Annotated in this window: 14 protein-coding genes; 13 read left to right on the top strand and 1 reads right to left on the bottom strand. The window is 35.9% G+C overall.

Annotated features, from left to right (window positions below):
• Nucleotides 1-64 precede the first annotated feature (64 nt).
• The 5 genes from B8967_RS09590 (at nt 65) to argH (ending at nt 5,833) form a co-directional block, all read left to right on the top strand.
• A complete protein-coding gene (locus B8967_RS09590; RefSeq protein ID WP_084085942.1) occupies nt 65-1,204 on the top strand; it encodes an aspartate aminotransferase family protein in 1,140 nt (379 codons plus the stop codon).
• A 201-nt stretch (nt 1,205-1,405) separates the two neighbouring features.
• The gene (locus B8967_RS09585) at nt 1,406-2,365 is read left to right on the top strand and encodes an N-acetylornithine carbamoyltransferase (protein WP_084085941.1); all 960 of its coding nucleotides are present in this window, start codon (nt 1,406-1,408) and stop codon (nt 2,363-2,365) included.
• Between the two features lie 65 nt (nt 2,366-2,430).
• Nucleotides 2,431-3,225 (top strand): acetylglutamate kinase, encoded by a 795-nt coding sequence (gene argB / locus B8967_RS09580; RefSeq protein WP_047485186.1) that lies wholly within the window; start codon nt 2,431-2,433, stop codon nt 3,223-3,225.
• Nucleotides 3,200-4,282, top strand: coding sequence for a M20 family metallo-hydrolase (locus B8967_RS09575; RefSeq protein WP_084085940.1), 1,083 nt, complete (start codon nt 3,200-3,202; stop codon nt 4,280-4,282). The genes argB and B8967_RS09575 overlap by 26 nt, the downstream gene beginning before the upstream one ends.
• A gap of 246 nt (nt 4,283-4,528) precedes the next feature.
• Entirely contained in the window at nt 4,529-5,833 is a 1,305-nt protein-coding gene (gene argH / locus B8967_RS09570; RefSeq protein ID WP_084085939.1) for an argininosuccinate lyase, read from the top strand.
• Nucleotides 5,834-6,079: 246 nt separating this feature from the next.
• On the opposite strand, the gene B8967_RS09565 is transcribed toward argH, so the two are convergent.
• Nucleotides 6,080-6,541: an Lrp/AsnC family transcriptional regulator gene (locus tag B8967_RS09565; RefSeq protein ID WP_047485178.1), complete on the bottom strand. Its 462-nt coding sequence runs from the start codon at nt 6,539-6,541 to the stop codon at nt 6,080-6,082.
• Between the two features lie 240 nt (nt 6,542-6,781).
• On the opposite strand from B8967_RS09565, the gene B8967_RS09560 reads away from it, so the two are divergent.
• The 8 genes from B8967_RS09560 (at nt 6,782) to B8967_RS09525 (ending at nt 15,693) form a co-directional block, all read left to right on the top strand.
• On the top strand, nt 6,782-7,672 hold the full coding sequence (locus B8967_RS09560) for an aspartate carbamoyltransferase catalytic subunit (protein ID WP_047485176.1): 891 nt from the start codon (nt 6,782-6,784) through the stop codon (nt 7,670-7,672).
• Nucleotides 7,673-7,823: 151 nt separating this feature from the next.
• Nucleotides 7,824-8,897 carry a carbamoyl phosphate synthase small subunit gene (locus B8967_RS09555; protein ID WP_047485174.1) on the top strand — a complete coding sequence of 358 codons (1,074 nt, stop codon included), beginning with the start codon at nt 7,824-7,826 and terminating at the stop codon, nt 8,895-8,897.
• 40 nt (nt 8,898-8,937) lie between these two features.
• Nucleotides 8,938-9,291, top strand: coding sequence for a four helix bundle protein (locus B8967_RS09550; protein ID WP_084085938.1), 354 nt, complete (start codon nt 8,938-8,940; stop codon nt 9,289-9,291).
• A 59-nt stretch (nt 9,292-9,350) separates the two neighbouring features.
• On the top strand, nt 9,351-12,533 hold the full coding sequence (gene carB / locus B8967_RS09545) for a carbamoyl-phosphate synthase large subunit (RefSeq protein WP_047485171.1): 3,183 nt from the start codon (nt 9,351-9,353) through the stop codon (nt 12,531-12,533).
• Between the two features lie 227 nt (nt 12,534-12,760).
• Complete coding sequence (locus B8967_RS09540; RefSeq protein WP_084085937.1) at nt 12,761-13,561, top strand: SMI1/KNR4 family protein; 801 nt, start codon at nt 12,761-12,763, stop codon at nt 13,559-13,561.
• A 55-nt stretch (nt 13,562-13,616) separates the two neighbouring features.
• Nucleotides 13,617-14,063 (top strand): hypothetical protein, encoded by a 447-nt coding sequence (locus B8967_RS09535; RefSeq protein ID WP_084085936.1) that lies wholly within the window; start codon nt 13,617-13,619, stop codon nt 14,061-14,063.
• Nucleotides 14,064-14,077: 14 nt separating this feature from the next.
• Complete coding sequence (locus B8967_RS09530; RefSeq protein ID WP_084085935.1) at nt 14,078-14,917, top strand: carboxylesterase family protein; 840 nt, start codon at nt 14,078-14,080, stop codon at nt 14,915-14,917.
• 278 nt (nt 14,918-15,195) lie between these two features.
• The gene (locus B8967_RS09525; RefSeq protein WP_084086296.1) at nt 15,196-15,693 is read left to right on the top strand and encodes a hypothetical protein; all 498 of its coding nucleotides are present in this window, start codon (nt 15,196-15,198) and stop codon (nt 15,691-15,693) included.
• Nucleotides 15,694-15,930 lie beyond the last annotated feature (237 nt).

The following is a 15,930-nucleotide window of genomic DNA, read 5'->3' as shown; positions in this document are numbered from 1 at the left end:
TTCGTGACCAGAAACTCGGACTCCGTATCGTTCATTATTTATCAATTATCATTTATAACAAGACATGAATTTATTCAACGTATATCCATTATTTAATATAAACCCGGTTAAAGCTCAGGGATCTTTCCTGTGGGATGATAAGGGAGAACAGTATCTTGATTTTTACGGAGGTCATGCGGTAATTTCCATTGGACATAATCATCCTCATTATCAGGCAAAACTAAAAGAACAGTTAGAGAAAATTTCTTTTTATTCTAATTCTGTTCAGAATGAATTGCAAACTGAGCTGGCTGAGAAACTTGGGAAGCTTTCGGGCTATGAAGATTACAACCTTTTTTTATGTAATTCCGGAGCTGAGGCTAATGAAAATGCCTTAAAGCTGGCTTCTTTCCATAATGGGAAAAGCAAAGTGCTGTATTTTTCAGGTTCATTTCATGGAAGAACTTCTGCAGCGGTTTCTGTGACAGATAATCCCAAAATTGTGGCACCGGTGAACTTTTCAGAACGATTTATCAAGTCGGACTGGAATGATATCGAACAGCTTGAAAAGACTTTTGAAGTATTTGGAAACGAAATTTCTTCTGTGATCATCGAGGGAATTCAGGGTGTAGGAGGAATCATGATTCCAACAGTAGAATTCCTGACTAAAATTAAGGAATTGTGCGATCAGTACAACACTGTACTGATTTTAGATGAAGTGCAGTCCGGATATGGAAGAAGCGGATATTTCTTTGCGCATCAGGAATTCGGAATAGAGCCGGATATCATCACCACGGCAAAAGGAATGGGGAATGGTTTTCCTGTGGGAGGTGTTTTAATTCATCCTAAATTCCAGGCAAGTAATGGTTTGCTGGGAACGACATTTGGAGGGAATCACCTGGCTTGTGCAGCGTCTATTGCGGTTCTGGATGTCATGAAAGAAGAGAATCTTATCGATAATGCCCAGCAAATGGGTGAGTATATTGAAAATGAAATTAAGGATTTACCACATATTAAATCAATCCGAAGGAAGGGACTGATGATTGGAATAGAACTCGACAGAGACTGTTCGGAAGTAAGGAAAAGCCTGTTGTATGATCATCACATTTTTACAGGAAACTCAAATGATAAAAGTGTTTTAAGGATTCTTCCGGCACTTACTATCAGGAAAGAGGAAACCGACCTTTTCATCAATGCTTTGAAAATAGTATTGGAAAAAATTTAAACTACAAAAGTTACAAAAGAGATAAACGCTTAAGTGGTTGTAAGAAAAATATTAAACGCTTAAGGAGTACACTTAAGTTCTTGAAAATCTTTGATTTTCATCTTATATGAACTTTAATATTTTCAGGGTGTTAAACTTTTATGTCTTTTGTGGTTTATTAAAGAATTAATATGTCAGTCAATTTTTAAAAACATTCATTCAATGAAGAATTTTACCTCTGTAAGTGATGTTGAAAACTTACAGGAAATCATAAAAAAAGCTTTAGAGATAAAAGCAAACCCACTTTCAGAAACAGAAAAAGGAAAGGGGAAAACCATAGGACTTGTATTTTTAAATTCAAGTTTAAGAACCCGTTTGAGCAGCCAGATTGCAGCGCAAAATTTAGGGTTAAATGTTTTGACACTGAATGCAGCACAGGAAGCATGGAATCTTGAATTTGCTGATGGAGCGGTGATGAACGGAGATACGGTAGAGCATATCAAAGATGCTATTGAGGTATTAAATCAATATTGCGATATTATTGCTGTGCGTTGTTTTGCAGGAATGAAAAGCAAAGAAGATGACGTCAATGAAAGTATTTTAAGCCAGTTTCAGCAGCATGCCAAAGTTCCCGTTATCTCTTTGGAATCAGCAACCCGTCATCCGTTACAAAGTTTGGCAGATTGTATTACCATCACTGAAAACTGGAAAAAAGATTATAAACCAAAAGTAGTGCTTACGTGGGCTCCGCATATCAAGCCAATTGCTCAGGCTGTAGGAAACTCTTTTGCAGAATGGATGCAGGAAATGGATGTTGAATTGGTGATTGCAAATCCTGAAGGCTATGATCTGGATAAAAATTTCACAAAAGATGTAAAAGTAATCCATGATCAGAATGAAGCATTAAAAGATGCTGATTTTATCTATGTGAAAAACTGGTCTTCTTTCGATGATTATGCAGCCATGCCGGAAGTACAGGAAGATTGGATGCTGACGAATGAAAAACTGGCGAATACCAATCAGGCAAAAGTAATGCACTGTCTCCCTGTTCGTCGTAACGTAGAGCTGAGTGATGAAGTGATGGACGGAGAGCATTCTATTATCTACCAACAGGCAAAGAACCGTATTTTCTCGGCGCAGGCAGTATTCAGCGGAATTTTAGATGAATTAAAAGCCAAATGATCCTTGTCAAGGTTTTAAACCTTGACAAGGATCAAAAAGAGCTAGTATCTCAAAACGTTTACAAAATGAAGGAAAAGTTATACATCATAAAAATTGGAGGAGCTTTAATTGATGATGAGGAATTATTAACTCAATTCTTAGAACAATTTTCTGAAATCCAGGAAAAGAAAATCCTTGTTCATGGCGGTGGTAAATTGGCAACAACTTTGGCTGATAAACTGGGAATTGAGCAGAAGATGATTAATGGAAGGCGGATAACGGATAAAGATACATTGGATATTGTAACGATGGTATATGCGGGAGGGATCAATAAGAATATTGTTGAAAAACTGCAACAAAAAAACTGTAATGCAATAGGCTTTTCCGGTGCGGATGGCAATTTGATTAAAGCTAAAAAAAGAGAGCATCCGGATATTGATTTTGGTTTTGTAGGGGATATTAATAAAAAAAGTGTGAATAAGAAATTGGTTTCAAAATTCATGAAGCTCGATCTTATTCCTGTATTTTCAGCGATTACTCATGACAAAAAAGGAAATCTTTTCAACACCAATGCAGATACCATTGCATCGGTGATGGCACAGGCTTTATCATCGAAATTTGAGGTTGAGCTCTTGTATTGTTTTGATAAAGAAGGTGTCCTGGAAAATGTAAATGATCCGGAATCATTGATCAAAAGTATGAACGGTGAAGACTTTGATGTGTTGAAAAAAGAAGGAAAGCTGCATAAAGGGATTTTACCCAAACTTGAAAATGCTCTTGGAGCGATAAAAAATAACGTAAATAAGGTGTTTCTGATTAAAGAAACCCAATTGAAAAATCATATAGAGAATCATCATGCAGGAACTGAAATCTGTTTATAATAAAGAAGAATTGCTGAAAAATGCAGTTGAATTGCTGAAAAATCTGATTGAAATTCCTTCATTCAGTAAAGATGAATTCAATACATCGGTGGAGATTGAAAATTTCTTCAAAAAGCATCAGATTCCGACCAAGCGTTTTAAAAATAATATCTGGGCAGTCAATAAAAATTTTGATGTTTTTAAACCTTCTGTTTTACTGAATACCCATCATGATACGGTAAAACCTAATAAGGCCTATACTTTGGATCCGTTTGTGCCGATCGAAAAAGACGGGAAGCTTTATGGTTTGGGAAGCAATGATGCCGGAGCTTCTCTGGTTTCTATGGCACAGGTTTTCCTGCATTTTTATGATAAAGAAGATTTAAAATATAATCTGGTAATTGCTTTAACTGCAGAGGAGGAGATTTCAGGATTCGATGGAATAGAAGCTTTGTTTCCACAGTTACCCAACATAGAATTTGCCATTGTAGGAGAACCCACACAGATGAACCTGGCGATTGCTGAAAAAGGACTGCTTGTGATTGATGGAGAAATGAAAGGGACCCCTTCCCATGCTGCTCATCCTAATAATGATAACTCGATTATAAAATGTATGCAGGATCTGCAGCATATTTTAGAATTTAAATTCCCAAAAGTTTCAGAATATCTGGGAGAGGTGAAAGTGACTTTATCAGGTATTAATGCCGGAGTACAGCATAATGTAGTCCCTGAATCCTGTCATTTTACACTGGATGTAAGGGTGACAGATGAATACTCCAATAAAGAAGCTTTTGAAATGATTCAGTCTCAAATGAAATCAACACTTACAGCTAGATCTTTCAGACTCAATTCTTCGAAAATCGAAATGGATCACCCGTTTGTACGGGCAGGTCTTGAAATTGGCAGGACAACATATGGTTCTCCCACCTCTTCGGATCAGGCCATTATTCCATGTACATCAGTGAAAATAGGCCCCGGAGACAGTAGGCGCTCTCACACTGCGGATGAATTCATCTATGTTCATGAAATAGAAGAAGGGATTGCGATCTACATCCAAATTCTGGAAAAAGTGTTATAAAGATATCAGATACTAAATCTCAGATCTCAGATACAAATCAAAGAGTCTGACATCTGAATATCTAAAAATATATGTTTTGACAACGCTCAGCAGGTAGAAAGTTTAAGTTTTTAATAAGGATTTATGCAAAAAAGAAAATTAAAAATGGAAACTTTTATTGAGGAAATGTTTTTTTATAGTTAATAGTAATTTTAAGGAATGCCTGCTGGGCATGTCAAAACCAATTAATATTTTAAATAGTTACATATGAAAAAGATATGGCAGAAGGATAACCTTGCCACCAATATATTAGTCAATCAGTTCACCGTAGGAAAAGATCTTGACTTTGATGAACGTTTAGCAAAATACGATGTAAAAGGCTCTATGGCCCATTGTAAAATGCTTGCTGAAACAGGGATCATTTCCCATGAAGAATCAGAGCAGATGTTATTTGTTTTGAATGAAATTTTAGAAAAAATTGAAGAAGGTAGTTTTGAAATTGATAAAGAAGCTGAGGATATCCATTCTCAGATAGAAGCTATTCTCATTGAAGAATTAGGGGATACAGGAAAGAAAATCCATACCGCAAGATCAAGAAATGATCAGGTGTTGCTGGATATCAAGCTGTATTTGTTGGATGAGATCCGTGAAATAACGGCTCTTACAGATGAATTTTTCCAGATTTTAATCAAACTGGCGGATCAGCATAAGAATGTTTTGTTACCCGGATATACCCATCTTCAGATTGCTATGCCTTCGTCTTTCGGACTTTGGTTTGGAGCTTATGCAGAAGCACTTTTGGATGATGTTGAAATGCTGTTTTCAGTGAAAAATATCATCAATAAAAACCCATTGGGATCTGCTGCAGGCTATGGTTCGTCTTTCCCGATTAACCGTGAGAGTACGACGTATAATTTAGGCTTTCAGTCGATGAACTATAACTCAGTGTATGCACAGATGACCCGCGGGAAATCAGAGAAATTACTGGCAATGTCAATGGCAACATTGGCAGGAACACTGGGGAAGTTTGCTTATGATGTCTGTCTGTATTTAAATCAGAATTTTGATTTTATAAGTTTTCCGAAAGAATTTACGACAGGAAGCAGTATTATGCCCCATAAAAAGAATCCGGATATCTTTGAATTGGTTCGTGCAAGATGCAACAGAATCCAGTCTCTTCCGAATGAGCTTATCCTGCTAACGAATAATCTTCCGTCGGGATATCACAGAGATGTACAGCTGACTAAGGAAATTCTTTTCCCGGCGATTGACTCTCTGAAAGAATGTCTGGAAATTTTAAGCTATACCTTACCCAATATCCAGGTAAAAGACGGGATTCTGGAAAATGAAAAATATAGATATCTTTTCAGCGTAGAGAAGATCAATGAAGAAGTGAAAAACGGAAGTTCTTTCCGTGACGCCTATGTGAAAGTAGGACAGGAGATTGAAAATAATGCATTCGATTTTGAACCGGGAAATCTGGATCATACTCATCAGGGGAGTATAGGAAACCTCTGTCTGGATAAAATAGAATACCAGTTTAATAAGCTGAAAAATAAATTATTGGGTTAGAATATAATATAAACCATTAAGGTCATAGAAACACTTAAGCAGAATCAGTATAATTTCTAAAAATTATTTTTTTAGCATACTGCCTTACACTCGTTTGTGAATCTTTAATCTTAATAAATCTTAGCTGCTTAGGTTATCTTAATGGTTTTATTGTATTCCGAAAAGGTAGTGGTAAGAACAAAGATGTAGTGAATTCTTAGATGTTTGTAAATCACTTACAATTTCTTAGCGATTTACAATAAAGAACTATTCCAGGTCAATCTTGAATTTAGTGGATTTTTTCACCTCATGAAGAACGATGGAGCTATGGTATTGTCCGATATTGGGAAGGTTTGAGATGACATTGACTGCAAATTCGTTATAAGAATTAATGTCTTTTGCAATAATTTTTAGCATATAGTCATATTCTCCGGAAAGGCTGGTGATTTCCTGTACTTCATCATATTTTCCGATGTTTTTCTCAAAGGTTTCCAATACTTTCTTGGATTGCTCTTTAAGACGGACATTACAATAAACTATGATATTCAAACCCAGTTTTTCACGGTTTAAAAGACCTACATATTTCTCAATAATTCCGTGCTTCTCCAGCTGTTTGATCCGCTCATAGGTTGGAGTAAAGGTAAGGCCTATCTTTTCTGAAATTTCCTTAACAGATAGAGTAGAGTCTTCCTGAATAATGCTGAGAATCATTTTGTCTTTTAAATCCATAAACTAATTTGAGTTGTAACAAAAATATTAATTTTAAATGAGAATAGGAAAATACTGAGGTTTTAAATTTTTTTAAAACTTTGTTTTTGTAGATTCGTAAAAATACTGTATCTTTGCACCTAATGAATAAAAAAGCATTTATATCATTAGATTTACCGGGCGAAAGCGCCCTTTACGATATTTATTGTTATTAAGCGAAGATCTTGTCTTCGCTTTTTTTATGCTCAAAAATTAAGAATTATGTTTACGATTACAGAACTAAGCACCGAGAGAATCAACAGTATACTGACAGAAGCAATGGCTTTTGCGAATGGAAAAACTGCTAAAATTGAAGGAGAAGTTTTTTGCTCAAACCTTTTTTTTGAAGACAGTACAAGAACAAAGACGAGCTTTGATATTGCAGAAAGAAAACTGGGACTTCAGGTTGTTCCTTTTGATGCTTCACACAGTTCGGTAAACAAAGGCGAGAGTCTTTATGATACGGTGAAAACCATTGAAAGTATAGGGGTAAACTTAGTAGTGATCCGCGATAAAAAGGACAGGTACTTTGAGGAATTACAAAATATTAAAATTCCTGTGATCAATGGAGGAGACGGAACAGGAAATCACCCTTCACAGTGTATGCTGGATCTGATGACAATCTATCAGGAATTTGGAAAGTTCGAAGGGTTAAAAGTAGGGATTGTAGGAGATGTAAAACACAGCCGGGTGGCCAATTCCAATGCTGAAGCTTTAAGAAGATTAGGAGCTAAAGTATATTTCTCAGGACCGGAACAATGGTTTGATGAGGGAGCTTTAATCAACGGAACCTACCTTTCCGTAGACGAACTGATTGCTGATGTAGATGTTCTGATGCTGTTAAGAATACAACACGAAAGGCATGATGATGCGATGAGTTTTACAGCTTCGGATTATCATAAAAGATATGGCCTTACCAAAGAAAGAGAGCAGGCGATGAAAAAAGAAGCAATTATTATGCATCCTGCACCTATCAACAGAGGGGTAGAAATAGATTCAGATCTTGTAGAATGCGAACGTTCAAGAGTTTTTAAACAAATGCAGAACGGAGTTTTCGCAAGAATGGCGATCCTGAAGGAAGCGCTGGAAGAAAAAGGATTTACGTTTAAGTAAATGGTAAAAAGTATAATGAACAAAATATAAGTCGGGGTGAAGTACATTATACAGTGTACACCCGACATTATATTAAAGAATAAAGAAAAAATAATATAGAACAAGGAAGTCTAACTTCCAACTTCTAAAATCTAATATCTAATTTTTAAAAATGAAGAAAAAATTAATACTGGAGTCCGGTGAAGTGTTTCATGGAGAAGGTTTCGGAGCAGAGTTGGAAACTGCAGGAGAGGTAGTTTTCAATACCGGAATGACAGGGTATCAGGAATTGATTTCTGACCCATCGTATTGCGGTCAGATAGTTTGTATGACCTATCCGCTTATCGGAAATTATGGTATTAACCGTGATGATTATGAAAGTATCGAGCCTGCAATTAAAGGACTTATCGTAAAAGAACTTTGCGATCTTCCTTCTAATTTCCGTACTCAGATTACTTTAGATGAATTATTTAAAAAGAAAAACCTTTCAGGAATCTCTGGAATTGACACCAGAAGACTGACAAGAATTCTTCGTAACTATGGAGTAGTGAAAGGTAAAATTGTGAATGCTGATGCTGATGAAAGTGCAGTTGCTGCAGAACTAAAAACTACAAGTTTCCCTATCAACCAGGTGGAAACAGTTTCTACAAAAACACCTTATGCTAACCCTAACCGTGGGTTCAAGGTAGTCTTAGTAGATTTTGGAGCTAAACTGGGGATCATCAGAGAACTGTCTCAAAGAAATTGCGATATTATCGTTGTTTCTCAGGATACGACAGCAGAAGAGATCTTATTAATGAATCCTGACGGAATTATGCTGTCAAACGGTCCTGGAGACCCGGAAGATGTACCTCACGCATTGGATATGATCCGCGGATTACTAGGGAAAGTTCCGATCTTTGGAATCTGTTTAGGACACCAGCTGATCGGATTAGCTTGCGGAGCAAAAACCTTCAAACTAAAATTCGGACACAGAGGAGGAAATCACCCGGTATTGGATCTGGAGAAAAACAAAGTGGCTATTACTTCTCAAAACCATGGGTATGCAGTAGATCAGGAAAGTTTAAAAGGAACAGATCTGATTGAAACCCACATCGCGTTGAACGACAGAACAAATGAAGGATTAAAACACAAAATCCATCCTTGTTTCTCCGTTCAGTACCACCCTGAAGCGAGCCCAGGCCCGGAAGATGCAAACTACCTGTTTGATGAGTTTATCGAAATGATGGAGAACTTTAAAAAGTAATAAGATTTCAGATATTAGACATCAGATAACAGACTTTATCATGCACAACTTTGAGAAATTAATTTTTTGGCAGAAATCTATAGAACTTGCAAAACAAGTTTATATAATTTGTGCTGAGCTACCAAAAGATGAAAAGTTTGGTTTAATTTCTCAAATAAAAAGGTCTGTAATCTCAATCCCCTCAAATATTGCTGAAGGAGCAGGGAGGAACAATGATAGTGAATTTTATCATTTTCTTGGAGTAGCAAATGCTTCTTCATTTGAATTGCAAACCCAATTGATTTTAATAAAAGAATTAGAGCTGGTAAATTTAGAAACGGTCAACAGTTTAATATCAAATCTGAATGAAATTCAAAGAATGATTTATTCATTCAAATCTAACTTAAAAAAGTAAACATAATGTTAGAAATCTGACATCTGAAATCTAACATCTTGTATCTAAAAAAAAGAAAAATGGCAAAACGTACAGATATAAAAACAATTTTAGTAATCGGTTCAGGACCTATTATCATTGGTCAGGCAGCTGAATTTGATTACGCAGGAACGCAGGCTTGTCTGTCTTTGAGAGAAGAAGGCTACAAGGTAATTTTGATCAACTCAAACCCTGCAACGATTATGACGGATGTGGAGATCGCAGATAAAGTATATATCGAGCCGATTTCATTACAGTTTGTAAGCCACATCATCAGAAAAGAACGTCCGGATGCATTGTTACCAACATTGGGAGGTCAGACAGGACTGAATATGGCGGTAGAACTGGAGAAATCAGGAATTCTTGAAGAATGTAAGGTGGAAGTATTGGGAACTACACTTTCTGCAATTAACCGAGCGGAAGACAGAGACCTTTTCCGTGAGTTGATGAGAGAGCTGAACGAACCGGTTCCAGAATCTGATATCGTTAATACAGTAGAAGGAGCAATTGCTTTTGCTGATCAAATCGGATATCCTGTCATTGTTCGTCCTGCCTTTACCATGGGAGGAACAGGAGGTGGTATTGCTTCCACTGAAGCTGAATTGAAGGAGATTGCTGAACTGGGATTGAAATATAGCCCTGTAACACAGTGTCTTATTGAGAAATCAATTGCTGGTTTCAAAGAAATTGAATATGAAGTAATGCGTGATGCAAACGACAATGCGATTGTGGTTTGTAACATGGAAAATATAGATCCGGTGGGAGTTCATACCGGAGATTCAATCGTAGTAGCACCTTCTCAGACACTTTCAGACAGAGAGTATCAGTTATTGAGAAATGCTTCTTTAAAAATCATCAGAGCATTAGGAATTGAAGGAGGATGTAACGTACAATTAGCGTTGGATCCACATTCTTTCGAGTACTATATCATTGAGGTAAACCCAAGGGTTTCCCGTTCCTCAGCACTTGCAAGTAAAGCAACAGGATATCCTATTGCAAAGATTGCTGCAAAAATTGCGGTAGGATTGACACTTGATGAAATTATGAACCCGGTGACCGGAAAAACATATGCATGTTTCGAGCCGGCGTTGGATTATGTAGTAACGAAATTCCCAAGATTCCCATTTGATAAGTTCGAAACTGCTGACAGAAGACTTTCTACTCAGATGAAAGCAACGGGTGAAGTAATGGCTATCGGAAGAAATTTTGAGGAGTCTTTACAGAAAGCGATCCGTTCACTGGAAACAGGAATCAAACACCTTGGATTAAAAACAAAACAGGCAGAGGCTCTTACAGCGGAAGAAATTGAAAGAAGAATCAGAGTTTGTGATGACGAAAGATTGTTCATCATCGGAGATGCTTTAAGAAGAGGGTATGACTGGGAGCAGATTGTAGAATGGAGCAAAATAGATAAGTTCTTCATCTGGAAACTGAAAAAATTAGTTGATTTTGAAAAAGTGATCGCAGATCATAAATTTGATAAAGAAACTTTAATTCAGGCTAAGAAACTAGGTTTTGCAGATATCAATATTGCTGTTCTTTGGGATGTAACGGAACGTGAAGTTTTCAATTTCAGAAAAGAAAACGGAGTGATGCCGGTATACAAAATGGTAGATACCTGTGCAGCAGAATTTGAAAGTGAAACTCCCTATTTCTACGGAACCTATGAAGAAGAAAATGAGAGTGTTGTTTCCAATAAAGAGAAGATCATCGTTCTGGGTTCAGGACCTATCAGAATCGGACAGGGAGTAGAATTTGATTATGCTACTGTTCACTCGGTTTGGGCAATCAAAGAAATGGGTTACGAAGCGATCATTATCAATAATAACCCTGAAACGGTTTCTACAGACTTCTCGATTTCGGATAAATTATACTTCGAACCTCTTACGGAAGAAGATGTAATGAACATCATCGATCTTGAAAAACCTAAAGGGGTAGTGGTTCAGTTCGGAGGACAGACCGCGATCAACCTTGCAGATAAATTAGCAGCTCACGGAGTACAGATCTTAGGAACTTCACTGGAAGATCTTGACAGAGCTGAAAACAGAGATAAATTCGAAAAAGCATTACAAGAGCTTGGAATTCCTCAGCCAAAAGGAAGGACTTCAACCTCAAAAGAAGAAGCGATAGAAATTGCCAACGAAATCGGTTATCCGGTATTGGTACGTCCAAGTTATGTTTTAGGAGGTAGAGCGATGGAGATTGTATACACAGAAGCAGAATTGGCGCATTATATGGAATTTGCGGTTGAGGCAAGCCCTGAGCATCCAATTTTGGTTGACAAGTATATGGTAGGAAAAGAGATTGAAGTAGATGCAATCTGTGACGGTGAAACAGTAATCATTCCTGGAATTATGGAACACATCGAAAGAGCAGGAGTTCACTCCGGAGACTCTATTGCAGTGTATCCACCACAAAATATTTCACAAAGCGAGATTGATACTTTGGTAGACTATACAAAAAGACTGGCAAAAGGACTGAAAGTTATCGGATTAATGAATATCCAGTACGTACTTTTCGAAGGAAATGTATATGTAATTGAAGTGAATCCACGTTCTTCAAGAACAGTTCCTTTCTTATCTAAAATTACAGAGGTGCCTATGGCTAACCTTGCTACCAAAGCAATTTTAGGACAAAAACTGAAAGACCTTGGTTACAAAGACGGGCTGGTTCCTAACAAAGAAGGTGTTTTTGTAAAAGTTCCTGTTTTCTCTTTCTCTAAGCTGACGAAAGTTGATATCTCTTTAGGACCTGAAATGAAGTCTACAGGAGAGGTTATGGGGAAAGATACAACGCTTGAAAAAGCACTTTACAAGGGTCTTGTTGCAGCAGGAAGAAAAGTTCCTATGCATGGTTCTATCCTATTTACAGTAGCAGATAAACATAAAGAAGAAGCTGCAGCTCTGGCAGCAAGATTCCATGAGGTAGGATTCAGAATCTGGGCTACAGAAGGTACCGCGAAGTTCTTCGGAGAAAAAGGTATTCCTTGCAAAATAGGATACAAGATCGGAGAAGAAAGTGTCAACCTTATCGACCTGATCCAGAAAGGAAAAGTTCAGTATGTTGTGAATACCACTACAAAAGGTAAGCAGGCTGAAAGAGACGGATTCCAGATCAGAAGAATGAGTGTGGAGAACGGTGTTCCTTGTTTAACGTCAATGGATACGGTAGAAGCTATTCTGAAAGTAATTGAAAGCATGAGTTTCAAAATGGAAACCATGTAATTTTCAAAAAAACATAACCCTATAAACCTCATAGATTTCAAAAGTCTATGAGGTTTTTTTTATCTCAATCAATTCTATAGCAATGTTGGGCTCGCCAGGGTTCTACCTTACCTAATTTTTACTTTTAATTAAAATAATCTCCTGTAATCTATTGAAGTTTGATTGTTGAAATACGTAAATTTGAGAACCATATACAACCCCTCTAAACAAGCATAATTAAACTAACCATGACTGAGAATAGGTATCATGATTTTTTTTCAGAATTAAAATATTTCATCATTGAATTGGGAATAGACCATGGAAAAATTGTTGGATGTTCTGATCATGAGATAGCATCGATAGAAAGTAGAATAGGAACGGCATTACCGGAAGCTTATAAGGAATACCTTAAAAGCGTAGGAAAGAAATTTCTTTTTGAATTTTTTGATGCGGAACAAATGTCATTTGAAGATTATGATGATATCAATGAATATGTCACAAATACTTTAACGGAAACAGGTTTTACTTTTGAAAGAGAAGTTTTTCCCATATCTCACAGAAGATATGATTTTTTTAGGTTTTTCTATTTAAATGAGTCGGATAATCCTGATGTATGGTTTTTCGATGAATATCCAGAAGACGGTACACATATCCAAAACTCACGACAGACATTTGTTCAGATGATATTAGATTTTTTCAGCCAGGCTTTGAGTAATCAAACTGCCGGATTCCACTGGGTCACAGCGGAAGAGACTAAGAAAAATGAAAATATTGTGAGAGATAGATACCTGAAGTGGTTTGAAGCCAATTTAAAATTAAAAAACCGGATCAGGGAAACCCATACGGACAATCCTTTTGTTCTTGAATTATACAAAACATTTAATGCTTACTTCAGTCCTGCAAACGAAAGAACTGCCCTTGAAGAATTGGGAAAATACAAAAATAATACGGCTAAGAGTGACTCTGATAAGGTGACGGCTGAACCTGAAAATAAAAAAACATCAGTTAAACCAGGGTTTTGGACTGCATTAAAAAGATTGTTTTCTTAATTTGTTGAAATTAAGGCATCTCTGATATGATAAAAACCATGTAAATTAAAATGATATGAATATAATGGAAAGATCTAAGATTTTGTTTGGAATTATTTTTCTCTTTTTTCTATTGGGTTGTTCAATCCCAACAGATTTTTACATTCAAAATTTAAGTCAGACAAAAAAGACTGTAAAAATCAATTACAACAGGAAAATTTCAAAATTATTAAAAGACAGTTTGTATGACAGTTTTAGTTTCAATTATGAAAATAATATTGTGGAGCCGAGATTTTTTCATGTCAATAAGAACCTAAAGCATCTTGAAAAAATAAGTATTGATAGTTGTAGCATTTCATTAGAAATTGAGCCACATTCAACTGTAAGAATTGAAAAAACTCATAATTATTGGTGGACCCATATGATTGGTTGTATTGAAATAGACGGTCAACCTTATGACATTCAAGAACTAAGGAAAAATTCTGAGGAAGTTAAGCACGATTATATTTATAAAATAAAATAATTTTTAAAAACACGATGCAAAGACAAATTTTACAACCTATTTTAATCATTCTTTCCCTGATTTTAACCACAAATTCTATTGCTGGACAGAAAAAAGAATTCCGGGATACTCAGGTGGATAGCCTGACTTTTTTAAATAACCGGAAAGTTGTAAACAGTTTAAATACTGAGGTTTTCAAGAAAAAAATATTCTCAAAAGATAGTATTCAGATTCCTTACAGACTTTTAACTCCCCAAAATACTGCTAAGGGAAAGAAATACCCGTTAGTCATCACTTTTCATAATTCAACCAGAATTGGCAATGATAATGAAAACCAGCTTGAACCGTTTGCCAAAATGTGGCTAAGGAATGAGATTTACAGTAAATACCAATGTTATGTGATAGCGCCACAGTTCAGGAAGCGTTCTTCAAATTATGAAAATGACAGTGAGAATATCCAAATTTCAAAACCTTCTCATGACGTTTTTGCTTTGTTGGAATTGATTAAAAATGTAGAAAAAGAATATCCGGATATTGATAAAGACAGAATTTATTTGATAGGGTACTCTATGGGGGCATCAACAGCACAAAACCTGATGAATATTCAGCCTGATCAATTTGCGGCTCTGGTATCTGTAGCTGCTGTTCCTGATTTTTCCAATCTTAGAAAGATAAATAAGAAAAATATCTGGTTGATTCACGGAGAAAAGGATACTGATAATCCATATATAGGAAGTGTAGAATTATTTAATAAATTGTCTAAAGACCCTAACTTAGTTTTCACCACTTTCACACATCTCAATCACAATAATATTGTTATCCCATTTTTGCTGACAGAAGAAATTCCAAAATGGTTGTTTAAAAAACATAAATAAAAGACTGTACTGGACTTACGATACAGTTAATTCAATTCAGATAAATCCTGTAAGTTTTCTTGCAGGTTTTTTCGATTGTAAGGTCATTGGCTTGTTGAAATCAGGTCTGGATTTCCATTTTTTTTGTGTTTGTATAAGAATATGTCTTCAGGTATATAAAACATCTTATATTTTTTTTGCTGATTTATGTAAGAGGTTGTAAATTAGGGGGTCATAAATCGTTTGTTTTTAAATATATTTTAGAAATTAATAAAAACTCCACCAAATCAGAAATAACCATGGCAGAATATCTTGCAAAATCAAATAATTCTTTATCCTTTGAGGTGACACAGGGTGACCAGTTGATAGGAAGGCTTACGTACGGAAGCTGGTTTAATTTTAATGCGATAGCAGAAATTGCAAACGTAACCTATCAGATTGAGCCTAAGGGTTTTTGGGGGACCACTATTGAGCTGAAAGATCATGAAAAAGTACTCTTAAAGTTCAGAATGAACTGGAATGGAGAAATTGTAGTCCAAACTTATTTTAATGGGATAAAAAATGGATTTCTTTTTAAACACAGAGGTATTTTTAAAGAGTCATTTGTATTGACTGATCAGGAGGGAATTGAGCTTTTAGTGATGAAACCCAACCTCAAGTGGAGTACCTTGAATTATGAATATGATATCACAACCTCTGATGCCTTTGAAACATTTCCTGATGCAGAAATTGTGCTGATCAATGCCTTACACTGTGCCAATTATTATATGTCGATGATGATGTCAGCCATCATATAGCAAAATAGCTGCAATAAATCCCTGCTGAAGATAGTATACTGAGATTAGTCCATTCATTATGCAACAAACAAAGAAAATATAGAATTAAAATATCATCAACAGATGATATAAAGGGTTTCTGAAATTTCAGAAACCCTTTATTTATGGCCTTTTTTAATAGGTTAATTTTATGATTTGTATCATATTTTTATTTAGAATTAATAAAAATAGAATAGTTTTGCAAAACTAAACTTAATT

Origin of the sequence: Chryseobacterium sp. YR221 (assembly GCF_900176315.1) — a bacterium.
In the GTDB taxonomy this organism is placed as follows: domain Bacteria; phylum Bacteroidota; class Bacteroidia; order Flavobacteriales; family Weeksellaceae; genus Chryseobacterium; species Chryseobacterium rhizosphaerae.
Note: the sequence above shows the minus strand (reverse complement) of the source record. Positions and strands in the feature narration are given on the sequence as shown.